The following is a 23,699-nucleotide window of genomic DNA, read 5'->3' as shown; positions in this document are numbered from 1 at the left end:
GACCTCCTTTAATGAAAACTATCCAGAATGCCGCACCCTAATTGTAAGCTTGGATCTATTCAACAGGCACATCGGAAATATCGAGTGCATTTACATTCTCGACTTCTTCAAAATGTTATGGAAAGAAGGACTATAAATAAGTAGATCTGTCTATTTCCGGTGATATTCCCTATATCGCAGGAACTTGGCAAGCAGCCACCAGGTTACAGGAGTATACTTGGCGATATTCATCAACCGACCTATCGGATCTTTGATGAAGTATGCCCCATATTTCAGAGCCTCCTGTCGACTGAGCGACAGCCGTCCCGAAAGTAATTGGCAGTAAGTCAGATTACGGGAAACTCTTCCTTGCACCGTCCGGTATGATGCCGGCATCAGCTTATCAAACCGCTTAACGATACGGCTTTCCCACACCGAAAGTGCTGGCGCATTTTCCCAACGTCTTTTCATCTTATTCAGCCATCCCAGACTCCATGTTAGATCACCGCCATCACTGACATAAAGAGCTTTCGGAATCAATCCCCATTGACCGAAAGTTGAAAGATAGTTCCAATACTCATAATCCTCTGATACACGGAGGTCAGTTCTCATCCCACCGCTCTTCACTACCACCTCCTTTCGTATGGTCGTAGAACAGGTTCCCACGAAGCAATTTCGCGCCCATTCATCAAAAAAATCTTTTATCACATAAGGTTCCTTTACTACCTGTTCCGAAAGCCAGACCGGATTATACGACAGACGTCTGCCCAAGGAACTGATATTCTTACATCCCACAGTTACAGCCACACATTCCGGATGTTCATCCAAGAATCCGACAGTTTCCTTGATATACCCGTCTTCCCAATAGTCATCCGCATCAAGAAAAGCCACATACTTTCCCTGTGCCAATTCCACGCCTTTATTCCGTGCGGCGGCAGGACCCGCATTCTGCTGCTTATACAGGATGATGTTTTTCTCATTCCTCGCCTTGATCAACTCTACGGAATTGTCCGTGCTACCGTCATCCACCAAGATCACCTCATATGTATACCGGGTCTTTTGGTTAAAGACGGAGTCGAGACATCTGTCCAACAACGCGGCCGCATTGTAGACAGGAATTATTACTGATAAATCCATTGATATTTATTATATGTATAATACAATTACAAACAGGAAAATGCAATCAATTGCAAAAACCACCCATACGGGATATAAAAATGCAGTCTGTTGCACTTTTCTCAAGAAAACACAGCATCTTTGCAGTAAGATGCAAATTTAATAAACAGACAAATGAAATATAAATTACGGTTATATTCCCTATATCCATGTTTTCGATGATATATTCTATTGTCTTGTACCGACTTGTAAAGCAGTCATAAAATCCTCACAACGGGGCGGAGCCTGCCCTCCGCCGCGGTGTTGTGAGGCTCTTTCAGATTGAACAGGGTGTGGATCATTGCCATTTTCGGGGTAATGTACCGGTGCCTACCGTCCGTTGTTTTAATTCGTGACGGTATGGTACGGCATATCGCGTTTTTCAGCCACCATTCAGGAGGTCTGTCCCACAGCAGTTAACTGCTTCACCTTGCAGAACGTCGTTCCCGGCACTGCCGTATGTCCCACATTGTTGGTGTCACACCGGTGCAATGGCTGCCTGCATCGTTGCCTTTCCCGACGGTCAGGATGGGAACTGACAGACGGCAGACCGGGCATTCCGTCATACGTCGGAATACCAACCACAACCCGTAAATTCCATGTCGCATCATGTTAGGATGCATCGGACACCTTGTGCACGGCATCAATAACGCGGCACGAAAGGTCCGAATAAAGCACTCGAAATCTCGTTTCTCGCTTCTGACATCATACTGTCAATCTCTTGTCTGCTGTGCAGTTGTTCGTACCTGAGCGTAGCCTCTATGCGAAATAGAATTTTGTCCAAGGTCTCCAACTTCAGACCATGCCCCGGATGGTCTGGATTTAATTTGGCGATGGTACGCGCGTTCACCCTGAGACGTCTGGCCGCAAGCCGGCAAGAATTCAGCCCAAGCTCCTTCAGGAGTTCGGCGACAACGCGAGCGGCAATGGCTATCCACTCGCGTTCCTTTTCGGGTGATAACTTGCCGGCCATACTGTCTCGCATTTAAAAGCACACAACTCTTCAATTTCACATCGAGTGTGCTCTATGCGGACATGCAGCGAAATTCCTAATCTCTGCGTAGCAGACCTGCCTTATGGCGTTAAATCAAGTTAAAAGTCATCCTGTCTCCTGTCTCTGTGCTGTACTCCATGGAGTGCAGCACCCTGTGGCGGAACTGTGCTATTTTTGTGATGTCATCTTATGGAATATACTGAAAGATAAATTGTTTTACTATAAATATTTATGTGTATGAAAAATATCGTATCCAAATTCGAGAACCTGCGAAGCCGGGTTCCTGTGGTGTCTGACTTCGACGAGGTTATGTGTATGCTCACCGGAGGCAGTCTGAAGACTGCCACCATGCAATACCGCCGCACGATGGCGGAAGCGGAAACAGCCGGGATGCGCGGTGATGCCGAGACAGCGCGCATGCTGAAAGACAGGCTAAGCCGAATGAAAGCTGGAATGCCAGCGTTCGTGGCATGGGTGACGCTTGACGGTGGGCGCACCGAGAGCAACATCACCGGATATACGGGCTACGTGATGGTGGACTTGGATCACCTTGCAGACGGCACGTTTGCCGACGCACTCCGGAAGGTGAAAACCGACCCGCACACGCGGCTTGCCTACACCACCGTTTCGGGACGCGGCATCCGCGTGATATGCCGCATGAAGGGCACGGTGGACAAAGCCAACTTCCGCGATGCGTGGACCACCGCCAACGAATATTACGCACGACTGTGCGGCTGTCCCTTCGACCGCCAGTGCTCCAACGCCACGCGCATGTCTGTTGTCTGCCACGACCCCGATGCACTGTTCCGTCCCGACGCGCAGTCGCTGGAGATTGTTATCGGCAGCCCAAAACCGGTAAGGCGCAAAGGACGCCCGGCGGATATCTCTGCCGCTGTGGAAGCAGGCAGGAAGGTTCTTGACGGTGAAGGATTATGTTATGTGCCGGGGCATCACAACGAATATGTCAGTCGCCTGATTTATCATCTCAACCGCTACGGTGTGGCGGAGAGCGATGCCCTCGACCGGCTGCTCCGGGAATATGCCGACTACAACTCTTCAAACGGAAATCCATTGCCCGGCATGGTGCACAGCGTATATGCCAATCACAGAGACGAGCATGGCTCGGTAAAGCTGAAAGGCGAGGGGAGCGGCAGAAACTCCGGAACGCCGATTGTGATGCTGGAACAGTTCATCACGGGAAAGTACGTGCTGCGTGTAAATGTTGTCAGCGGTGTGACGGAATGGGCGCACGCCGCAAAAGACGGCAGTCCTCTCGGAGAGTTCAGGGATATGGACGACACGTTCGAGAACTCGCTCTGGTGCGAGATGCGCCGTGAGGGCATCAACACCGACCTGATGTCGCTTGCCACGCTGCTCAGGAGCGACTTCGTGCCCACGTTTCATCCCATGACAGGATATCTTGACAGTCTGCCACCGTGGGACGGACGCACAGACCACATCGGGCGTCTGCTTTCCCTTGTACACTGCCGTAACGTGCCCCACAAAGTCTTCGACCATTGTGCCCGTCGCTGGCTTGTGGCGCTTGTGGCAGCCGCGATGTTTGACAATGTGGTTAACCATGAGATATTGGTCTTGCTGGGGCGTCAGGGCACGTTCAAGTCGTCGTTCATGAACAACATACTGCCGCCATGCCTGCGCAAGTATTATAGCGTCAAGACCAACAGCCACCGCATGGACAAGGATGACGCCTTTGCACTGACCGAGAATTTTCTTATCAACTTCGAGGAGATAGACTCCATGAGCAGGACAGAGGTGAACCAACTGAAGGCACTCACCACCGTGCCCTATATCAAAGACCGTCCCGCATACGGGCGGCGCAAGGTGAGGCTGCCCCACAGGGCTTCGTTCTGCGCCACGGGAAACAACCTGCAGTTTCTTACCGACGACACGGGCAACCGCCGCTGGCTGGTGTTCGAGGTGGAACATATCGACAACCCGTGGACGGCAAATATCGACCACAACGGTGTGTATGCACAGGCGAAGGCACTCATAGACGGAGGCTTCAAATATTGGTTCGACGGTGACGAGATAGACGACATCAACAGGCAGAACCGCGAGTTCGAGACACCTGACAGCGCACGCGAGCTTGTCGTGACACATTACCGCCACCCCGAACCATACGAAAAGTGTACCTATCTCACGTCCACACAGATTGCTGCACGCTTCGCACCGCAACTGAAAGTGTCACCTGTAGCAATAGGCAGGGTGATGCGCGAATTGGAATACGGACAGGTAAAGAAACACTACGGCAGATTTTGGGAAGTCATTGAAATTCAGGTCGCTGACATAGGCAAGCATGTGCCGGGAGACAGCTCTTCCAAGAATGATATACCTTTCTGAAAGGCTGCCTGTGGGCGTGACACGTGACAGATGTGACACTTTTTTCTATATAGATATTTGAAATGACAATAAATACATATACTTTAAAGGACACGTATTTTATACGGTTACATATAGTTCCAACAAATGCCTGTCACATCTGTCACCTGTCGCACACAGCAAGTCGCGGCATGACAAGATTGTCCGGGATTATGCCGGTATTGCAGGTCGGCACCGGGAAGCAACCGTTTTACGGAACAAAAACAACCGTTTCCTGTCATGGAAACCGCCTTTTTACGATGCGCAAACCACCGCTCTGTATCAGCCTCGCAACCTCATAACCTCACAACCCTAAAACCTCATAACCTTACCAACCTTACAAATCTCACAAACATGAAAGTATATAGCAAAAGAGAACTTGCAATGCTCTATTTCCCCGGGGTAACCCCGAAAGCGGCGACAAACCGGCTCGCCGGCTGGATTAAACGTTCGGAAGAGCTTAGCCGACAGCTTGCGGAAGCAGGCTACAAACCCGCCAACAAGCTGTTCACCGTGCGCCAGCTGAAAATAATATTTGCCTATCTCGGTGAACCGTAACCCGAAAAGCGTCAAGGCACCGTAAGGCATCATAAGGCATACCCACGATATCGCCTAATATTATCTTTGCATTACCGGAGCGGAAGAAACGCAGTAGCGCGCACTGCCAGTACCAAGTTCGGCAAACATCATGTCAAACTTTAAAAAATCAATCATCATGATCAAATTCATTCTCAAAAAGAACACCATGTCCAGCAGTACGGCATTTGGCAGATATTACGCCTGGCCCGTCATAGACGAGACAATGAACCTCAGGGCTCTTGCCAAACACATGTCCGAGCACAACTCCGGATTTTCGGAAGCAATGTGTCTGGGAGTAATAACAGCCATGATCCGTTGTATCAAGGAGATGATACTCCAGGGCAAGAACGTGAAAATAGACGACCTCGCCATTTTCTCATGCGGCATACGCAACGCTTCCGGAGGGGCAAAGTCCGAGGAGGATTTCAACGTAAACCGCAACATACGTGGTGTCAAGCTACGCGCCCGTGCCACCGGCATGCTGTCAAACGTGTCGCTCAACCTCGACGCCACACTGCGCAAGGCATCGGCAGTGACCGGCAGCACGCCTACTGCCACAACTCCTGAGACCGGAGTGTAAGATAGGCGGCAACAGCATAGTGTATAACCAAATCCGTTAATTAAAAAATCATACAACATGAAGATCTCAAAAGAAAACTGGCGTGTAATCATCAACGCCATCTGCACCCTCATCACATCCATCGTGGGCGCACTGTCGGTAACATCATGCGTTACGGGTGTCACGCTCTGACAGTGTGTTTCAAGAGGGAGATATGTGGAGATAAAGGAAGATAAGAGACGTATGTCTTGTCGCTTCATATGCGGCTATTGTCCTTTATCTCCCGTGGCTCAGCCACATAACTTCTATTATCTCCCTTTATCTCCTTGTTTATACTACAAACCTTTAAAAAAATCACAGTCATGATAACAGAAACATTTCCATTTATCACCGGCGAGGAAGAGGTGACAAGCGAGCGTCTGCTCACGAAAGGCGTCGAGCAAGGTCTGCTGATGAACGGCACGGAGAGCGTGCGTTACCTTATTATCCACTGCTCCGCCACACGCTGCAACCGTGACTACACCGTGGAACAGTTGCTGCGCGACCACAAGACCCGCGGCTTCCGCACCATCGGTTACCATTTCTACATCCGCCGCGACGGCACCGTCACCCGTCACCGCCGCCTGCTGGAAGTTGGTGCCCACTGTCGCCCTTACAATCGTTGCAGCATCGGCATATGCTACGAGGGTGGTCTGGACGAACGCGGAAAGCCTGCGGACACGCGCACGCCTGAGCAGCGTGCCTCGCTCTTATATCTCCTTGCAAAACTCCGCAAGCTATTCCCCAAGGCAATGATATGCGGTCATTGCGACATGCCGGGTGCCGTGCCAAAGGCTTGCCCCTGTTTCGATGCAAGGGCGGAGTATCTGTATCTCTGAAACCTGTTTTTATATTTATGCTGAGAGGTTGTGTCAAAATGAGACACTGCCTCTCATGAAAACGTCAAGACCATATAATGGAATATTCTCCATCCATGACTGGTCTATATATCCACGCATCGATATTCGCAGCCCTTTCAGTCCCTCATTATCTTTAATGAATTGTGCTAATGATTTTGAACGAACATTTTCTTCAGCCTTTACTTCAATCGGCAAGATTCGATCTTCATACTGAATGACAAAATCTATTTCAGCCGGAGTTCTGTCATTGCTCCAATAGTAAGGCAGCTTGTTATAGGCTTTCATCTGCTGCAAAACATATTGTTCTGTGAAAGCTCCCTTGAATTCAACAAAAACATTGTCGCCAACTAATATTTGTGAAACAGGGACATCAACCATACATGACAGCAGTCCGCAATCTATAAAAAACAATTTAAAAGCATTTTGGTCCTCATAAAACTTCAATGGCATTCTAGCTTCTTTAATACGAGTCACTTTGTGGACGATACCGGCGTCTATCAACCATTGTATTGCCAACTCGAAGTCCGCTGCCCTCGCACCTTTCTTTACCGCGCCGAAAATGAATTTCTTGTTCTCTTTTGCCAACTGTGATGGTATCGAATCAAGTACTTGCCCAATTCTTATCGTTTCCCTTGCAGTGGTATGCTTTGATATATCTTTTCGATAAGCCTGCAATATCTTCTGTTGTAATGTCCTTACCTCCGCCAAATCCTTACGGGTTATATATGCAGACACGACCTCCGGCATACCACCTACGTAATAATATTGTCTGAGCAGATCTATTAGCTTCGTCCTCATGGTCTCAATAATGAACCAATCACGTGAACTTATTATTTTGTTATATTCCGCGTCTCCCATAGCATCGACAAATTCCTCAAATGTCATAGGATACATCTGTAACATATCGACCTTGCCCACGGGAAAAGATTCTCCTTTTCCTATTGTGACACCGAGCAGAGAACCTGCCACCATAACATGGTAGCCTGGCGCTTTCTCACAGAAATATTTCAAGCTATGCAAACCACGTGCAATCTCTTGTATCTCATCCAATATTATCAAGGTGTTTCCTTCTTCGATTTTAACACCGGTAATAGCCTGCAGAGCAAGTAAAATCCTTTCGATATCATAATCAGACTCAAACAAATGTTTCATCCGTACCTCATCATCGCAGTTCACATAAGCAACATTCTTATACTCTTGTTTGCCAAAATGACGCATTATCCATGTCTTCCCCACTTGGCGCGCTCCTAATAACAGTAAAGGTTTCCTATTTGCACTGCTTTTCCATACAAGCAAATCATTATAAATGTTACGTCTCATAAAGCTTATGTTTTTACATCCAACTGCAAAATTACATTTTTTCGATGATACAAAAGCCTAAAAACACATTTTTTCGATGATACAAAAGTCTGAAGACTACATTTTTTCGATGATAGCATCTATCGTTAGGTCAATACCACATATAACAATCTTTTTATATGGATAAGCGGCATTTACAAGAGATACAAAAAATACCTGATATTTAGTATTAGGATAAACTCAATACTTCTCCACCCATTCGATATTCTTCCGCTTTCTCAGGAAATACCAGTTAAGCCACTTTCTCGGTGCATTATTCTTGATAAACTGGATAGGAGCCTTGGTGCAACGCCATCTAAGTTTCCTCAACCAATAAAAAGTTTTTTTATCCAGTCCCAAGATTCGATCTCCCTCTATCGCTATCAAGTAAGGATTGTTCTCGCTGCCCCCCTCTCGTGCATCATATATAGAGACGATATATGGTTCATAATGGAAAGTATATTTGTTTATTCGCAACCAATAAAAAAGTTCCCTGTCCCCTAATATTTTATAACTCAAATCAAAAGGATGTTTCAACAACAAATTCCTTTTCACAATAACCGATTGATGGATAAATGGCATGATAGGATCCCCGTATTCCTCATTTTCATTATAAATACCACGTCCCTCATAGAAAATCATCATTGTTCTACCGTATATAACATCTGCTCCAACCTTATTAATTGTTTCTTCAAGTTTATCTATTACGTTTTCATCATAAAAACTATCACCACCATTAAGGAACAACACATAATCTCCTTTGCTACGGCTTACCCCCTTATTCATGGCATCAACCATACCTTTATCTCGTTCCGAAACAATAACAATATTTTCTTTTGGAAAGTTACCCTCATGGAGTAAACTCTTAACCCTATTAACTGTATTATCTTTAGAAGCTCCATCGATTAACAAGAATTCGAAATTCCTATTTTTTTGCTTACATACAGAAACTATTGTATCACTGATAAAATTTTCAGCATTCCACGTAACAGTTACTACACTTATCATTTTTCTTATACCTATTCTTTGTTCAATTTTTCACAGAGACTTATAGCTGACGCCATACATACATCTGTATTATAATACTCCCATTCTGCAAAGCGTCCACACAAATAGAACCCTTTGTTTTCTAATCTGTTCCGCAGCTCCTGAATAGACTTTCGTGTCTCCTTGCCTTGTATTGGATAAGTATATTTCTCATAGTGATGAGCCAAATACTTGGGATTCCATGGAATACGGGTTAAGTTGTCAAGAATTTCCTCTTTTGAAATATAATCCGTAAATTCGATAGTTGCCGACATCTTATCCTGAGCCCGATTGGATGGAGAAAAATTTCCGGTACATATGATACGGTGGCTAGTATGTTTCTTACTGGGCATATAAATCCAGCTATAAGGATTATCATCTATTTCACAAAGCACGGTTGTGGTGCCATGACTTTCCAATTCGTCAATCATATATATTTCCGCATCCGACAAATTACCCAACATACTCGGGAGTTGTTTGATATTTCCACAGAAAACGACTTTATCAAACTCCTCTCCATCTATATTCCATACGTTAAAATTACATTTAATCTGTTCGATCTTTTTTCCATAACGAATATCCAATCTTTCTGCAAATCGGTCTGCAATAAATTGAGAGCCATTATGTTTTGCATAAAAGAATGTACTATGCACAAATTTCTTCTCTTCTATCTTTTTGATATTATTAAATACCATTTCTTCAACAGATGGCATTGGCAACTTTCCTTCAAGCCATGAAAGCGGCACCTTTTTTAAATCCCTACGCCAAATCTTCTCATTATAAGGACAAAAATACATTTCATAGAGTGTTATACCGAAACGTTTTATCAAGAATTCCTCAAAATTCTTCGGTTCATCATCCTTTTCACTCGTTTTAATTTTCATCCAATCCGTTATAATACGATTAACCACATTGTCATCAAATACTGAAATATGATTCTCGATAGGATAAGAAACAAAAAAGTTTCCGTCCATGGACACTCCCGATTTACGGTCTGCCTTTATAAACTCATTATCCCGAGAAAAAAATGACCAAAAGAAATCAATAACCTCTTGACGTCGTGTATTGAAAACATGGCCACCAGTGCGGTGAAACAAATGCCCGTTTACACGATCGCATTTTATCATTCCTCCAGGTCTGTTTTCACTCTCAAATAATGTAACCTCGTGCCTCTCTCTCAGCAATTGTCCTACACTTAGACCCGAAATACCGGCTCCGATAATAGCTATTCTCATAATAATCTTTTTTATCAAGTTCACTTGAAAATATTGAACATTCTTTTTGCACAATGCTCCGTATTAAATTCTCGTTCCAATTCTACGGACATTCTTCCCATCGCCTTCAAATCCTGATGATGGAAATAGTCTAAAGCAAATATGATACTCTCCTGATTGTACGTGTCGAAAGTCACGCCGTTCTCGTCTTTCTTCACCAATTCAGGATGACAACCGTTGTATATGGACGTAGAAACCGGCAACCCACATGCCATAGCCTCAGGGATTACCAGGCTCCAGTTGTCTTCTATGGTCGGTAGAACAAAGACATCAGCTATGGCATAATATCTATAAACATCACCATAGTTCACCTTACCCTCCATATAAATGGATTCTTCATCACCATATTTCAGCTTCAACGCATCGTACATATCACCGTAGCCAATTAATACAAGCTTATCGTTGGGATGGTTTATAACATGCTTTTTCCACGCCTTCAACAAGAAATTTACTCCCTTACGCTTAACTATTTGTCCAGAAAACAAGAACAATAGTCCATCACCATCACCCATATATTTTTCTCGGAAAACACTTTGCTCTGCCTCCGTCATATTCTTGATGGCAGACATTAGTCCCTTACTATCGGCACTAATACCAATACGGTGTATCTTTTCCTGTTTAATGCCAATAGACATCAAATACTTCTCTGTTTCAATGCCATTGACCAAATATCCCTTGATGAATTTATCTGATATTTTCCGATGCCACGTCTTCAGTTTTCCGGTATTCCGCTCCGTATGGCAAGTCCTTTCATACCCGATATAAAGAGGAATGCGAAACAGCATGCTGTATAATATCCCCCACGGTGTCCACTGGAAGAAAGCTTCAGTTATAAGCACATCTGGTTTCACTTTGCGGATAGCGCGCAAAAAACCATACATAAAGGGAATCTTTTGCCCATACTCTCCTTCAACCCTATTAAACGACATCGTTGCCGTATCAAACAAATAATCATGTTTAAAGGCTATCGCATTTACTCCCAACTCATGTTTTATGCGCTCCGCCAAATCATCACGCTTCATCAAATGATAACGATTAGGCGAATACATCACATAAAAATCACTGTTAAACAGTCTTATAAGCTCTTTATAAAAAGGCACCCTGTAGTCCAGAAACACCTGGTTGGCATAAAGTATCTTCATTGTATTCAATATGATTTTAGGCTCTTCCGCCTGTTACTATTCCAAAAGTTTTAGACGAATATTTTTTCCACACAGCACCAACACCAAGGGCTATAAACACCGTAACAAAAGGTAATACAAAAAATGCAGACAAAGCAACAGCTTCGTTAAAAGAAAAAGACCGAGCCAGTGAGACTTTCATTATACCCAGTATGTTTGCATGCACCACATATACAAAAAAAGACAACGGACACACCTTCAACAACGGACTGCGCCATTTCTGGGGAAAATAATCAAGTAATTGCCAACCGATTAAAACACCCAACAATGTATTATATCTATGAATAGGCCAGTAAAACGGGAAACCGAAACACGAAATCATCCATGCCACCAACATAACCACCAACAAATATTTAGGCATCTTCAACGTGAGTACACTTGAATATTTCTGCAATACGCCGCCTAAAAAGAAAAACAACATGCCTTCTCTGGACACCCAGCCACAATCCACCGGCAGCCAATTATAAAATAAGTACAAACCGACAGCAGCATATAGCCACTTGCTGTTAACTGCAAAAATCCATCCGTAAAGCGGCACCAGTAACATCATGGTCATAATGTCCCTAACATACCACAATATCCCACTCCAATCGCTATGCAGCAGTTGCACCCCGTATCTCCACCACTCTTCCTCATAAACAAACTTATGAGTAGTTAACAAAGGAACAATGCCTACGACATTCCAAAACAGAAAAGGTACGAACAGCGTATGCCACTTCTTACTAATCATCCGGAAATATTCGTTTTTCCCATAATACGTATATCGGAAGAAGAAAAAGCCCGAAACGAGAAAAAAGAAAGGAACGGCAATTTCTGTCTGCTTTGAAATGCCATGTTCTATAAAAAAAGCCAACGACCCATTGTCGCTTGTCAAATCAAAAGCCCTAAGGTTCATTGCATGACGCCACACTACAAGCACCGTACACACGAAAGTCCCAATCCTTATTTTATCACTTAATTCTTTAGTCATTATCACACACGAACCTTGGAATATATATATGTCATCATTAATACGGCAAGATAGACCACTGTAATAATAGCGGTTTTACCTGCTATAAAGCCATAAGAGTAACCATTTAATGCTGCGCAACATATTGCACTTAGCAATCCTACATAACCGGGCTTTGAATGCCGGATCCATAAATACACTATGCTTGATATATGATGTACCATCAATAAAACAAGGCCTACAATTCCCAAGCCCCCAAAAGTTCCATAATAATTACTATGTAAATCCGTTAAGGGCATAGGACCTTTATCTGTTATATATCGCTCCATAGCAGCATATCCCCAACCAAGCATCGGTTTCTGAGTTCCCAAAATTTCAACGACCTCCCAAATTGCAGTTCTTCCGGTAGCACTACTTATATCTCCTTTAGACTTTCCCTGCATCAATAATTCAAACATGTTCTCAAATAAGTCTTCATACACGTAAAACGAAGCACCAATAAGCAATAAGAAGAAAGCGTATCCTTTTTTCCCACTTGCAAATAAAGCTATTCCAAATCCGAATGCCGCCGAAGCATTGGCCCCGCCACTGGTCGATAATCCCAAGAACAATACCGATATAAGTATAGCCGCCCACAACATTTGGTATCTTTCCTTGTTTTTTAATTTACCCGCCATGATTTCCCCCACACAATAAGAAAAACACATTGCAGCACATGAGCCTTGCTGTAAATCATGTCCAATCAACGTCTGATAACCCATTAATCTCGTAGCAACACCATTAAAAACCAGAATACCAACCATCAAGAGAACAAAAAAGGCTTCCGCATAATAAAAGGATCTGAACTCACTGACGACCGCATACAGCACAATTATAAAGATCAGTTTCTCCACTGCCATAAATAAAGACATTGCCGGCACATACGACCATAATGCACTTACTGCAGCCAATATCATATACAAAGTCATTGTTGAGATGGGGACATTCAGGAATAATGCATTGACAATCCGTTTTTTTGCAAATCTCAACGCATAATAAAGCAATCCGAAAGCAGTAAATACCTGAAGCCCTTGAGCCAAGCCTCCAACGCCGGCAGCCATACAACTAACTCGATAAACCCATATTATAAAGAATATAAGCATCCATCTGTATTTGGTATGAAGTATAGTCCTACAATACCTCCATATTTTTTTTAAAACAAGTATAATACCTTTCATTTGTTATCTAATTAATCTAAATATTGATTTCCATTCGTATCCCTCCTCACTGCTAAAAGTCTGCTGTATGAATCTTCCCAGAGATCTACACACATATCCCACAAAAACAATGGCAACAGATAATATCACTATATTCAATGGAAAAAGGTGATTCAAATCAGTAGTTCTTAAATATGGTTGTACCAAATAAATCTCCAAACAAAGTCCGCCGATAATCATTACAGCCGATCCTATATATTTTTTATTCAAAAGATTTCGGATAAAATCAGTTTGGCAAAGCTTATAAAAATACAAAACCACATAGACCAAAGGAATCAAACTGAGAATCAAAACATATTTAGTGTCCGGATATAAATCACAAATTATAGGAATCGCATAAAAACAAATTATGGATAGTAAAAGCAATAAAAAAGTATGTAAAAACTTGGGGGAATCTTGTGTCTTTCTCTTAGATTCCCGCAATCCTAAATCTGCGCCTATTAACATATAAAGGAAAAAGAATCCGAATTTAAAATAATTCCATTGGAATATCCACACCTTATCCATTGGTTGACAGAAAATCATCCAATCAAGACATTTGAAATTTTCTACAAATATGGAAGATATCGGTTCAAAAAACAAGCTATTCCATAGCAATATTAAAAGAACAACACCCACATACACATATCGAAGATTATGAACAAGATATCTCCTGACAAAATATAATGCTACATAATATATCATTATGCACATCACAAACCATCCTGCGCCATCTGATAACAACCGACCAATACCAATGTCTTTTTGAAATAAAAAAACAGAAATTAGTCCTAAGGATAACACACTTGGATATATGCGCCTGATCCTCCTCTTATACCATTCATCAAATCGGCCAAAACGTCCAAGGAACAACGTATATCCGGAACAAAAGAAGAACAAGGCATCACCAATAGCCCCCCCCGTTGCCAATTCCTTGCAATAAACGTATTGCTCGTCAAAATGGCTATTCGTTATTAATAAAACCGCAAAGAATTTTAATATATCAATTGAAATATTCCTATTTTGTTTCATTTATTATCTATTATTGGTGCGATAAAAATCCATACATCATCGTTAAAGTATTAATATACGACCATATACAATGCTAATTTGATTTTTTTGAATTTGATTTATTAGTCTTGTTGTTCAGAAACATCAAGATTATGAATCAGGGTTAATATGTATTCTCAAGCAATCATTTTATCTTAGCACCTTTCTTTTTTTACCATTTAGTTTTATATATCTGAACATAACATTATAAATCCGTGTATATGTCCAAAACATTAAAGGTGCCTGTACGAACCTAAGAAATTTGGCATCTGTCATATTTGAAACAACATTCAGATTTTGGTTATTTTTTAAGAATATGCGCATTCTCTTATAAACATTCCAATCGAAAGGCAATTCGGGAAAGAAGAAACATCTGTTTAATTCCTTCATCCTGTCGCATTGAATTAAAAGTTGTATCGTTGGAGAAAAAGATTTCATCATTACATGAAAAACATCTCCTATCTTCATCACATAACTATAATCAGTGATATAACTTTGCATGATAGAAGCATCGTTTATCATATACGCCTGTATGACATCCTCTATATAAAATACTTTGTTGACTCTTGATGATATGCCAATCTGTGTCACCCAGTCCTCCTGACGCGATACAAACAAGAACTTCCGGAATATCTCTTCGGAAAACAAAGAACGTTTATATATAGCCCCCCACAGATAAGGAGCTACTTCTCCCATGATATACGCATGGGTATACTCCTCTCCTTCAAGTTCACCTTGATGAATCTTATATTCTTCTATTCCGTAAATCTCATGCGTTGGAGATACCTGATTGTTCCTGCCTCTTACAATATCATATCCCTCTATGATCTTATTATACAGTACCGACAAAGCATGAGGATATAAGTAATCATCAGAATCAAGAAATACCAAATATTCCCCTTTAGATTCTTTAAACCCCACCAATCGTGCCGACACCAGCCCCCCGTTCTCCTTATGCACTACTTTTATCTTGTCCGGATGCATGACGGCATTCCTATCGCATATCTCCGGACAGCGGTCTGGACTGCCATCATCTACAAGGATAAGTTCCCAGTCGGTGAAGCTTTGGGCAAGCACGGAATCGATGCAACGCTGGAGGTAAGGTTCAACCTTATATACAGGCACTAATATAGAAATCTTCGGAGTATTCATTTCACTCTATTTACAACAAACTTGACAATTATGAAATTTACAATTACACTTATCAAAAGCGTTGGAATATATGAAATACGATCATTTATCAAAAACAATTGTACAAAAAAATACATCAGCCCCATTCTCACAAAAAAAAGATTGAAAAGATGGGCTGCAACTATTCCTACAGCATTTCTTATTGAGACTTTGACTTTGAATGTCCAATATACTGTGAGAAAATAATTCACGACAAGCGATAGTAAATACCCACTCATCAATGCTACCGGATAAGACGCAAAACCTCGTACAATATAATATATTGCGGCATCTATCCCAGTACACAATCCTCCAACTATACAGAAACGAATAAATTCTATCGGCCTGTTGTCTTGGAATATCCTAATTTTTATCATGCGCTTCATCCGTCTCTCCCACCATATAGGGGGGACGATTCTTTGTTTCATTGAATATACGTCCTATATACTCACCCAATATGCCGAGGCATATCAATTGTATGCTTCCTAAGAATAAGATAATCACCACTAAAGTGGTGAATCCCTGCACAGGGTCACCATAAAACAAGGTCTTGACCAGATAATACAACAGGAAGCAGAATGAAATGAAAGCAATAACGAAACCGAAAATACTGGCAAAACGAAGTGGCGCGGTAGTGAACGACGTAATACCTTCTATGGCAAGATTGAACAGAGAAAAGAAATTCCAGTTACTGTTTCCGGCCACACGGTCGCCACGATTGAATACAATTTCCTTTTTCTTGTATCCAATCCAGCAGAACATTCCTTTCGTATACCGTTCGCATTCGCGCAATTCCTTCAGGGCGTCAATGCACCTTCTGTCCAACAGACGGAAGTCACCGACATTCTGTAACACCTCAAATCTTGTTGTCGCATCCAATATACGATAGAACAACAAGGAGAACCATTTGCGAAGCCAACTTTCCTTTCCGCGGTCTGCCCTTTTGGCATAGACATCCTGATATCCCTGCTCCCAATACTCCAGCATCTGTGGAATCATCGACGGAGGATCCTGCAAATCCGCATCCATAATCACCATGCAGTCACCTGTCACATAGTCGAAACCGGCAAGCATGGCATTCTCCTTGCCGAAATTTCGCGAAAGGCTCACATACCTTATCCGCTTGTCATCAGCATGCAAAGCCCTCACCATTTCAAGTGTACGGTCACGGCTACCGTCATCGACAAAAACAACCTCCCACTCATACTTGTTATACGAGTTCATTAGTCCTGTCAATTCCGGATACAACAGCGGAAGAGACCTTTCCTCATTATAAGCGGGAATAAGTATTGAAACTTTTTTCATTGGGCTGAATATTTAATAATTACCACTCTGCCATATTCCTTTTGGTCAGTATGTCCATAGGAGTCACATGGAAACCTCCCGGAACCGGCGGAATTTTCTTTTTGGAATAAATCCAAAACCCTTCGTACTCATCCATAACACTGTATCCTTTGGATAAAAGTACGGGATCATATTTCTCGAAATTAGACTTGATAAGACAAACGAAATCGGCCTTTGCTTCCCTCAGAGCCTTGTCTTGTGCTGTGAACATAGCTTCTGTCTGCCCCATCTGGGTAATCCAATAGCGGCAATAAGGACGTGTGTATCCCATTGCAAAACCGGGATATTGCCCCATCACCAGGATGGTAGGGTCTTTAATCCTCGACATCCTCCAATTGATACGCTCGAACTCCTCTACGTCCTTGGCTTTCGTAAAAAAGTTGTCATTATAATGTATCTTTCCCCATACAAGGTATGCAAAGGCCAACATGAATGCGACAAAGTAATATCGCAACGAGATTCCTCGCGACCGGAATGCTTTTATTAGGCAAACAACGGCAAAGATGGCAAAGGGGGCGACAACGGTTATATAGTGTCCGAAATTGTCATGGCGTATGGCCAAAGCGATGAAGAACATGGCCGACAACCAAGGCAATGCGGTTGCAAACCATTCACGACGTCTCCACAACAGCAACAAAGGCAACGTGTACATTATGTACAGAATCCGTTTCGTGAAAAACAGATTCCCCCATTCACGGGAATAACTCACAATTGTAGCCTGTAAAGGTTCGCTCACGGACGACAATGTGTTTTGGAAATATTCAGACCACATAACGTCCAAACTGTCCGTAGCTACAAAATAGACAAGAAACGGCAGGCTGAATACCATCGCCCCAACGACAAAACTGACGATGTAGCTTGTTAATTCCCGGCGTTTCCATGCCCACACACCGATGCTCACAATTAAACTCACCATCATCAGACCAACGCTCCATTTCATCATTATCACAGCGACAAGCCCCCCCCCGACACCAATCCATTCCCACGATAATCCTTTCATCGAACATGGCTGGTGCATGATTTTCAGCAACTGGTATAACACATAGGCAATAAATGGAATACAGAAATATTCCGCCCGACCCTCTGTATAGAAATTCCAATACCAATACGGGATAGCCATACTGAGCGAAGCCAACAAGGCATCAGGCTTGTCAAGATAAAGCCGCGCCGTCTTATAGCCAATCCAGAAGGTGCCCCAAAAGAAAAGGCACGCTATCCAGAATACACCGATATAGGAATAGTTATGTATTAGAAATCCAATACCATATATAATCCACAGCAATAATCCTTTACTATCCGTGTAGTCTACGTATGGAACATACCCGTTCATCAACGACTTGCCACAAAAGAAGAATATGGCAGAATCGTAATGTCCGTTGTTGGCATACAGATACGAGTCTATATTAAAAACCATCTGTGAAAGCACCACAAATATCAACAACAGCACGAGGATGCCATATTTCTTTCCACAGAGCCAAGTAAGTGTATTTCTCATTATCTTCATTTCTCTTTTATTACAAGTCTGACCAATCTTATAGCCAAAAACGAAATCGTTAATATCACCAATGGACCTGTTATGCGATACAGCTCAAGCCAAAAGCCTGATGCGTTTGCCATCAGCAAAGTCATGACTTTAATCCAAAACAGATGAGTGATATATATATGTAAAGCGTCCCGTCTGCCGATTCTGCTTATCAGCCCTTCATGTTCCACACGGCAAGAGAGAGTCAGCAGGAATATGCAGATTGACAGGAAAACCGTGCAAATGTATACATCACCAAACACCTTATCTACCCACAAGCCTTCGGCAACGGCAAGAACGGTTAAAGGCAATACAGACATAGCATATATCATTTTCTTATGACATAACAGTCTCTCTTTATTTTCGGCAATGAGATGCCCGATGAGATAGAACGGCAGTCCCACACAAAGGAAATTACGACTGAGAAATGCGTAAAAATCCCTATGGAACAGCAGGTTGCTATATTTACCAAGCACAATCCCCACAGCCAACAGAAGCGGCACTATCATGTATGCCAATTGCCACATATTGTATTTTTTTATCAAAGGTATGAGCAACAAGACATAGAGATAAGCCGACAAATACCAAAGATGGAAAGCCGATGGATTTTCGTTGAAAAAAACTATGGCAATCTGTGTTTTCCACCAAGGCAAGCCCTCTTTTATTTCGCCTATAGGGGGGGTAAAATATTTACAAATAAATACACTAACGTACTCAGGACAATTATTTTAAGCAACCTGTATATCTTTGCTTTCCCAAAGAAACCGGACATCATAAAGAACAGAGGCACGGCACAACGGGCTATAGGCTCGGTGTAAGCGGAATATGGCGTGTGTATGTGCAACGTGATGACAAGGTATGCACACAAGAAACGCAAAATATCAACAGAGTAATTTCTTTGCATCCTTACAGGCTCTCTATCAGTTCGACCCATTGTTTCACAATCTTATCTATGGCAAATCGCTTGCTACTCTCGTAGGCCAGCCGCCCCATTTCGGCTCTCAGGGCATCGTCTTTCATCAACGTGAGAAGCCTCTCGGCAAATTGTTCCGTATTTTCGGGCTCTACAAGCAATCCATCCACACCGTCCGAAATGATTTCACCGGGACCGAAAGGACAATCGTAACTCACGGCCGGCACACTGCAGGCGTTCGCCTCGGTCAACACCAAACCGAATCCCTCGAAACGGCTGCTCAGGGCAAAAAGGGCTGCCGAAGACATCTTTCCTTCCACATCGCGTATCGGACTGGAACAGGTGACCCGCCGGCATCCCATGGCTCTCGCCTCTGCTTCCAACGCCTGATAGTCGCCATATCCGCATACAATCTCCAGCGACCAGTCTTCCACTTCTTTCTCCACCAAAAGCCACGATTTCAATAATAAATCGAAACCTTTTTGAGGAGCAATGCGTCCCATCGCCACAACCTTCTTTTGTCCACTATGGTCTACCGAATGGTCAAGTTCAAAAGAAAGCGGATTGTATATCTGATGCAGGAACGCCGGAGCGAAGTCGGTTTTCCGGAGATACATATCGCGGTTGAACTTTGAAATAATCACCAGTGCATCGGCTTCGTCTTTAATCAGTTGCAAAGCCAGCTGGCGTTGGTCGCTCACATTGTAGTTATAGTCAAAATGATCCCACGATATCCACTTGATTCCAAGTCCACGCACCGCCGGAGCAGTCCAAAGGGCATTGAAGATGTCAATGTCTATCACCACGTCTATCTTGTTCTTCTTCAGGAAGCGGCGGAACTTCCACGCCCCGTACCTGAAATGCCAGCGCATCTTCCGTTCGAAGCCTCCGTGACTGAGTATTGTCCAAAGATGCAACCGTGGATGACACTCAAAAAAGGGCTTGTGTTGTTTGGAGTCATAATCTACCATAAACACATTGTACCCCTGCCCTATCAGCGCATTGGCAAGCCGGATGCCGACACGCTCCGTGCCACCTCCACAATCGATATTGCGGACGGTAAAACAAATATTCTTCATTGATTTTACAATCTGACTAAACTCATAGGTTCTCTACGTATACCACACGCATTGAGCCAATATTTTATATAGTATTTCACTAATGCCAAGCCACGATAAGTGCCGGACATCGGATATTTATAGTCTTTCCACGGAGTCATCTCCAGATACTTTCTGTAGAGATTTCGATAAGGATGCAAACAATCCTTGAACCAAGGTTTTACCGGCTCACAAAAATGTATGATGTAAGGATTGCGCCTGACTTTGTCCACCTCCGCCAAATATTTATCCAATATACGAGGTTCTTGTTCAAAGAAAAACGTTGTGGCATTCCATTTATTGGTAGGAAGTAAGGCTATCTCCCCCTTAAAATACAGAGCAAAACCATCTTGGTCGTTATTCAGTCTGTCGGCATACTGCTTTAGGCATTCTATTGTCGGGAATTGCTTGTCTTTTTCCCTCCATGCCTTCAAATCCACCATCATCACACCGCTATTGATATACAGGTCTTCTTCTCGCAATCCCAGCCTGTATTTATGCGCTTGCAGATATTTGTAGTCCTCGCAAGCATATACAATATTTCCGGAGAAAGGAATCTCATATAGTGGCTCTATGTCCGCATTGACAACCATATCCACATCAAGAAACAGGAAACGGTCGACATCCTGCGGCAGAAACTGTGGAATCAATAATTTTAGATACATTATCGGGTTCCACGCTTTGGTGCTCGTCTCGCTTTTTAGCGTTTGTATGCCCGTGCCTTCGTAATCATTTTCGATGAATGTAATACTGCCATACTCATTGACCATGTCTTCCAACTTCTTTTTTGTCTCTTTCTGCATGACAAATGTCATTAGAAAAACACGGAACTGTTTAGACGGATTGGTGGCAAAGAGCGATGCTAGCATGACCGCCGCATGTTGGGCGTATGTCTCATCGGCTATGCAAACAAGGTTATACGATTCCACTTTTTAGGATTATTTAGTTATATCGGCAATTATCTGGTTCTGATATACGGGATCTTCGCACGATCCGACATCCGAGCCTCCAACTTCTTTCAATTCATTAACATGTTTACCTTTAATCAATGCACGGTCTGTTGCACCCATTTTCATCCATTCGTATTCAATGTCGAGATGGCCTATGTCCATTGCCCAATAGCCTAACTTTGCCAAATCATACGCCAAGACTGTAGCTGTCATACCATAACAAAGCAAAATAAGTTGCTCTTTACTGACATTTTTCACTATTGTATCCAACATTTCATCATAATGATAAAAAGCATTCTCCGAATATCCCAAGATACGCCGGACACTCTTGGCATTATCATAAAGGTCATTTCCAACACCGGAACGCGTCATAGTTCCTTCTACCACAACAATGTCCTTGTCGTTCCAAAGATTCTTTAGCTTCTGAAAATGCTCCTCACATAGGGATTTATCCGCACGTTCAAAATAAAACCTTGTCACTTGGGTGTTTAAATAAATCTTCTTCGGGTTTATATATTTACGAAGCTGTTTAATATGCCTACTTGTATACTCCGGCCAAAAAAACCGTCCATTTCTCAAGTCCTTAAAATACTTCAAAGGATACGGAACACCAATCATGAAATTGGGAGCATCATTAGATCCAAGAACTTTAAATAGCCTGTTAGAAAGCTCATTATCAGCTATTTGAAAGCCATTTCCTACCCCCCCCCATTATACCAAATTCACCATCGCCATAACGAGCCATAGAGCAACGGTGACTGCTAAGATATTCAAGAGTCTCCCAGTTATCTAATATATGCCATTTATCAGTCTCACGATAAACAAACCAAGCCTTTATGTAAGCATAATAAATCTTACGAAGCCTTCTATAAATTCTTTTTAGATTCTCCATTTTATTGTTGGATAATATTTTTTAATGACTTAAGATAATTGATTGAACTTTCCCGTAGAGATGAAAGTCTGTCATCAAAATGGGTATAATCACATTCCTCCGGTTCCGGAGTCCAACTCGTCTCTTTTAGCATATACTCCATTCCGGTTGACTTCAACAAGTCTATACAACGACTGTCATGTCCGTCATTCAATTTATATACAGCCATTGGCTGGTGGAAAATCAATCCGAAAACGGTTCCGTGAAATGAAGATGTAATGACATAGCGGGCATGCTTGATAATGGAGACAAATTCTTGTGGTGTATAATTATAAGTGGAAAGGTCTATTATATTGGTAGTTCCTATTTTAGAAGCTAAAACACATGCTTGTTCATAAAGAAAAGACTCCTTACTAGGAAGGTGACGAGCTTGGTAGGTCACAATATAATCTCCCCTCTTACCCCATGATTCATCTGTCAATTCACTCCAACTTTGTGAGGACAAAAGCAATGTGGGATCCAAATCTACTCTAATAGGTTTTTGGCTGTATTCGCTTAACATGTCCTTAATCGTTTGTTCGCGGACAGACAGAATGGAAAATTGACTAATACTTTTACGCAAAAGCGTTTTATCTATCGCTTCTATGGAAGCTACATTTGAACTTATGGCATATCCGCAAACCTTTGAGTTTGGAAAACGATCAAACATTCCCCATAATACAGGGTCATATCCCCCGGTGTGAACTATAGTCCAAACCTGATCACTTCCTATTAAATACAAATCAATATTTTTAGAAATAGATACCCCTGTACATTTGGGAGTAAAACGAAGATACTGTTTGCCAAAAACTTGGAAATTTACACATATTCTTTTCCTATATGGATATTTTTTTAGATAACGATATATATTCCCCCAATGTAAGCGATTGTTCCAGATATGTTTCCAACGTAAGTTATGTCGGTTCTCTTCAATGACAGGCTGCCGATAGTCTATAACATCCACATCATATCCCAATTGTTTCAATGCGGTATACAATGCATAACATTGAAGAATCGCTCCATAATTGACCGCCCGATGAAACGTTAATATTCCAATTTTCATTTATTAACCCGTTGGCGGAATTAATTTAAGTTGATAAATATGAGTAAAAAGTTGTACATGTCGCTGATTTTTAGTAACTTAGTGGTGATTAAAACATTAAGTTCAAACCATCGTATGTACAACCTTTATGCAA

The 23,699-nt window shown here is 42.5% G+C and carries 24 protein-coding genes and 1 pseudogene; 5 read left to right on the top strand and 20 right to left on the bottom strand.

What is annotated here, in order from left to right; genetic code table 11:
* Positions 1-150 precede the first annotated feature (150 nt).
* From HPS54_RS06005 to HPS54_RS12840, 3 genes are all read right to left on the bottom strand, one after another.
* On the bottom strand, positions 151-1,116 hold the full coding sequence (locus HPS54_RS06005) for a glycosyltransferase family 2 protein (RefSeq protein WP_172344564.1): 966 nt from the start codon (positions 1,114-1,116) through the stop codon (positions 151-153).
* A 411-nt stretch (positions 1,117-1,527) separates the two neighbouring features.
* A complete protein-coding gene (locus HPS54_RS06000) occupies positions 1,528-1,719 on the bottom strand; it encodes a hypothetical protein (protein ID WP_172344563.1) in 192 nt (63 codons plus the stop codon).
* 58 nt (positions 1,720-1,777) lie between these two features.
* Complete coding sequence (locus HPS54_RS12840; RefSeq protein ID WP_216653048.1) at positions 1,778-2,107, bottom strand: hypothetical protein; 330 nt, start codon at positions 2,105-2,107, stop codon at positions 1,778-1,780.
* A 258-nt stretch (positions 2,108-2,365) separates the two neighbouring features.
* Between HPS54_RS12840 and HPS54_RS05995 the strand changes: the two genes are divergently transcribed.
* The 5 genes from HPS54_RS05995 (at position 2,366) to HPS54_RS05975 (ending at position 6,523) form a co-directional block, all read left to right on the top strand.
* On the top strand, positions 2,366-4,489 hold the full coding sequence (locus HPS54_RS05995; protein ID WP_172344562.1) for a VapE domain-containing protein: 2,124 nt from the start codon (positions 2,366-2,368) through the stop codon (positions 4,487-4,489).
* A gap of 372 nt (positions 4,490-4,861) precedes the next feature.
* Positions 4,862-5,065 carry a DUF4248 domain-containing protein gene (locus tag HPS54_RS05990; protein ID WP_172344561.1) on the top strand — a complete coding sequence of 68 codons (204 nt, stop codon included), beginning with the start codon at positions 4,862-4,864 and terminating at the stop codon, positions 5,063-5,065.
* A 157-nt stretch (positions 5,066-5,222) separates the two neighbouring features.
* On the top strand, positions 5,223-5,666 hold the full coding sequence (locus HPS54_RS05985) for an HU family DNA-binding protein (RefSeq protein ID WP_172344560.1): 444 nt from the start codon (positions 5,223-5,225) through the stop codon (positions 5,664-5,666).
* Positions 5,667-5,723: 57 nt separating this feature from the next.
* Positions 5,724-5,837 carry a smalltalk protein gene (locus HPS54_RS05980; RefSeq protein ID WP_172344559.1) on the top strand — a complete coding sequence of 38 codons (114 nt, stop codon included), beginning with the start codon at positions 5,724-5,726 and terminating at the stop codon, positions 5,835-5,837.
* A gap of 170 nt (positions 5,838-6,007) precedes the next feature.
* Complete coding sequence (locus HPS54_RS05975) at positions 6,008-6,523, top strand: N-acetylmuramoyl-L-alanine amidase (protein WP_172344558.1); 516 nt, start codon at positions 6,008-6,010, stop codon at positions 6,521-6,523.
* Positions 6,524-6,556: 33 nt separating this feature from the next.
* Here HPS54_RS05975 and HPS54_RS05970 read toward each other — a convergent pair whose 3' ends face one another.
* From HPS54_RS05970 to HPS54_RS05895, 17 genes and pseudogenes are all read right to left on the bottom strand, one after another.
* On the bottom strand, positions 6,557-7,864 hold the full coding sequence (locus HPS54_RS05970; RefSeq protein ID WP_172344557.1) for an ATP-binding protein: 1,308 nt from the start codon (positions 7,862-7,864) through the stop codon (positions 6,557-6,559).
* Positions 7,865-8,083: 219 nt separating this feature from the next.
* A complete protein-coding gene (locus HPS54_RS05965) occupies positions 8,084-8,890 on the bottom strand; it encodes a glycosyltransferase (RefSeq protein ID WP_172344556.1) in 807 nt (268 codons plus the stop codon).
* 11 nt (positions 8,891-8,901) lie between these two features.
* On the bottom strand, positions 8,902-10,143 hold the full coding sequence (locus HPS54_RS05960; protein ID WP_172344555.1) for a protoporphyrinogen/coproporphyrinogen oxidase: 1,242 nt from the start codon (positions 10,141-10,143) through the stop codon (positions 8,902-8,904).
* Between the two features lie 20 nt (positions 10,144-10,163).
* Positions 10,164-11,324 (bottom strand): glycosyltransferase family 4 protein, encoded by a 1,161-nt coding sequence (locus tag HPS54_RS05955; RefSeq protein WP_172344554.1) that lies wholly within the window; start codon positions 11,322-11,324, stop codon positions 10,164-10,166.
* Positions 11,325-11,340: 16 nt separating this feature from the next.
* Positions 11,341-12,333 carry an acyltransferase family protein gene (locus HPS54_RS05950; protein ID WP_172344553.1) on the bottom strand — a complete coding sequence of 331 codons (993 nt, stop codon included), beginning with the start codon at positions 12,331-12,333 and terminating at the stop codon, positions 11,341-11,343.
* A gap of 2 nt (positions 12,334-12,335) precedes the next feature.
* Positions 12,336-13,412: an O-antigen ligase family protein gene (locus HPS54_RS05945; RefSeq protein WP_172344552.1), complete on the bottom strand. Its 1,077-nt coding sequence runs from the start codon at positions 13,410-13,412 to the stop codon at positions 12,336-12,338.
* Between the two features lie 120 nt (positions 13,413-13,532).
* A complete protein-coding gene (locus HPS54_RS05940; protein WP_172344551.1) occupies positions 13,533-14,579 on the bottom strand; it encodes an acyltransferase family protein in 1,047 nt (348 codons plus the stop codon).
* 168 nt (positions 14,580-14,747) lie between these two features.
* The gene (locus HPS54_RS05935) at positions 14,748-15,749 is read right to left on the bottom strand and encodes a glycosyltransferase family 2 protein (protein WP_172344550.1); all 1,002 of its coding nucleotides are present in this window, start codon (positions 15,747-15,749) and stop codon (positions 14,748-14,750) included.
* A complete protein-coding gene (locus tag HPS54_RS13075) occupies positions 15,746-16,144 on the bottom strand; it encodes a GtrA family protein (protein ID WP_172344549.1) in 399 nt (132 codons plus the stop codon). The genes HPS54_RS05935 and HPS54_RS13075 overlap by 4 nt, the downstream gene beginning before the upstream one ends.
* Entirely contained in the window at positions 16,131-17,072 is a 942-nt protein-coding gene (locus HPS54_RS05925) for a glycosyltransferase family 2 protein (protein WP_172344548.1), read from the bottom strand. Before HPS54_RS05925 ends, HPS54_RS13075 begins: the two co-directional genes overlap by 14 nt.
* Positions 17,073-17,091: 19 nt before the next feature.
* Positions 17,092-18,606 (bottom strand): glycosyltransferase family protein, encoded by a 1,515-nt coding sequence (locus tag HPS54_RS05920; RefSeq protein WP_172344547.1) that lies wholly within the window; start codon positions 18,604-18,606, stop codon positions 17,092-17,094.
* Between the two features lie 5 nt (positions 18,607-18,611).
* Positions 18,612-19,286 carry an acyltransferase family protein gene (locus HPS54_RS05915; RefSeq protein WP_338142808.1) on the bottom strand — a complete coding sequence of 225 codons (675 nt, stop codon included), beginning with the start codon at positions 19,284-19,286 and terminating at the stop codon, positions 18,612-18,614.
* 17 nt (positions 19,287-19,303) lie between these two features.
* A complete protein-coding gene (locus tag HPS54_RS13070) occupies positions 19,304-19,537 on the bottom strand; it encodes an acyltransferase family protein (protein ID WP_353477659.1) in 234 nt (77 codons plus the stop codon).
* A gap of 2 nt (positions 19,538-19,539) precedes the next feature.
* Positions 19,540-20,625, bottom strand: coding sequence for a glycosyltransferase family 4 protein (locus HPS54_RS05910; protein ID WP_172344545.1), 1,086 nt, complete (start codon positions 20,623-20,625; stop codon positions 19,540-19,542).
* Positions 20,626-20,630: 5 nt separating this feature from the next.
* The gene (locus tag HPS54_RS05905) at positions 20,631-21,572 is read right to left on the bottom strand and encodes a glycosyltransferase family 8 protein (RefSeq protein WP_172344544.1); all 942 of its coding nucleotides are present in this window, start codon (positions 21,570-21,572) and stop codon (positions 20,631-20,633) included.
* A gap of 9 nt (positions 21,573-21,581) precedes the next feature.
* A pseudogene (locus tag HPS54_RS05900) lies at positions 21,582-22,280 on the bottom strand (GT-D fold domain-containing glycosyltransferase); the annotation flags it as partial.
* A 206-nt stretch (positions 22,281-22,486) separates the two neighbouring features.
* Positions 22,487-23,566: a polysaccharide pyruvyl transferase family protein gene (locus tag HPS54_RS05895; RefSeq protein ID WP_172344543.1), complete on the bottom strand. Its 1,080-nt coding sequence runs from the start codon at positions 23,564-23,566 to the stop codon at positions 22,487-22,489.
* Positions 23,567-23,699 lie beyond the last annotated feature (133 nt).

Source organism: Xylanibacter caecicola (genome assembly GCF_013166515.1).
GTDB classification, from domain to species: domain Bacteria; phylum Bacteroidota; class Bacteroidia; order Bacteroidales; family Bacteroidaceae; genus Prevotella; species Prevotella caecicola.
This window is presented reverse-complemented; position numbering and strand designations above follow the sequence as displayed.

Coding starts and splice junctions, on each gene's coding strand:
- HPS54_RS06005 (WP_172344564.1), bottom strand. CDS start 1,116: ATGGATTTATCAGTAATAATTCCTGTCTACAATGCGGCCGCGTTGTTG.
- HPS54_RS05950 (WP_172344553.1), bottom strand. CDS start 12,333: ATGACTAAAGAATTAAGTGATAAAATAAGGATTGGGACTTTCGTGTGT.
- HPS54_RS05925 (WP_172344548.1), bottom strand. CDS start 17,072: ATGAAAAAAGTTTCAATACTTATTCCCGCTTATAATGAGGAAAGGTCT.
- HPS54_RS05955 (WP_172344554.1), bottom strand. CDS start 11,324: ATGAAGATACTTTATGCCAACCAGGTGTTTCTGGACTACAGGGTGCCT.
- HPS54_RS05945 (WP_172344552.1), bottom strand. CDS start 13,412: ATGGCTGCCGGCGTTGGAGGCTTGGCTCAAGGGCTTCAGGTATTTACT.
- HPS54_RS05995 (WP_172344562.1), top strand. CDS start 2,366: ATGAAAAATATCGTATCCAAATTCGAGAACCTGCGAAGCCGGGTTCCT.
- HPS54_RS05910 (WP_172344545.1), bottom strand. CDS start 20,625: ATGAAGAATATTTGTTTTACCGTCCGCAATATCGATTGTGGAGGTGGC.
- HPS54_RS13075 (WP_172344549.1), bottom strand. CDS start 16,144: ATGATAAAAATTAGGATATTCCAAGACAACAGGCCGATAGAATTTATT.
- HPS54_RS05940 (WP_172344551.1), bottom strand. CDS start 14,579: ATGAAACAAAATAGGAATATTTCAATTGATATATTAAAATTCTTTGCG.
- HPS54_RS12840 (WP_216653048.1), bottom strand. CDS start 2,107: ATGGCCGGCAAGTTATCACCCGAAAAGGAACGCGAGTGGATAGCCATT.
- HPS54_RS05965 (WP_172344556.1), bottom strand. CDS start 8,890: ATGATAAGTGTAGTAACTGTTACGTGGAATGCTGAAAATTTTATCAGT.
- HPS54_RS05935 (WP_172344550.1), bottom strand. CDS start 15,749: ATGAATACTCCGAAGATTTCTATATTAGTGCCTGTATATAAGGTTGAA.
- HPS54_RS05975 (WP_172344558.1), top strand. CDS start 6,008: ATGATAACAGAAACATTTCCATTTATCACCGGCGAGGAAGAGGTGACA.
- HPS54_RS13070 (WP_353477659.1), bottom strand. CDS start 19,537: ATGCAAAGAAATTACTCTGTTGATATTTTGCGTTTCTTGTGTGCATAC.
- HPS54_RS05990 (WP_172344561.1), top strand. CDS start 4,862: ATGAAAGTATATAGCAAAAGAGAACTTGCAATGCTCTATTTCCCCGGG.
- HPS54_RS05920 (WP_172344547.1), bottom strand. CDS start 18,606: ATGAGAAATACACTTACTTGGCTCTGTGGAAAGAAATATGGCATCCTC.
- HPS54_RS05970 (WP_172344557.1), bottom strand. CDS start 7,864: ATGAGACGTAACATTTATAATGATTTGCTTGTATGGAAAAGCAGTGCA.
- HPS54_RS05895 (WP_172344543.1), bottom strand. CDS start 23,566: ATGAAAATTGGAATATTAACGTTTCATCGGGCGGTCAATTATGGAGCG.
- HPS54_RS05980 (WP_172344559.1), top strand. CDS start 5,724: ATGAAGATCTCAAAAGAAAACTGGCGTGTAATCATCAACGCCATCTGC.
- HPS54_RS05985 (WP_172344560.1), top strand. CDS start 5,223: ATGATCAAATTCATTCTCAAAAAGAACACCATGTCCAGCAGTACGGCA.
- HPS54_RS05960 (WP_172344555.1), bottom strand. CDS start 10,143: ATGAGAATAGCTATTATCGGAGCCGGTATTTCGGGTCTAAGTGTAGGA.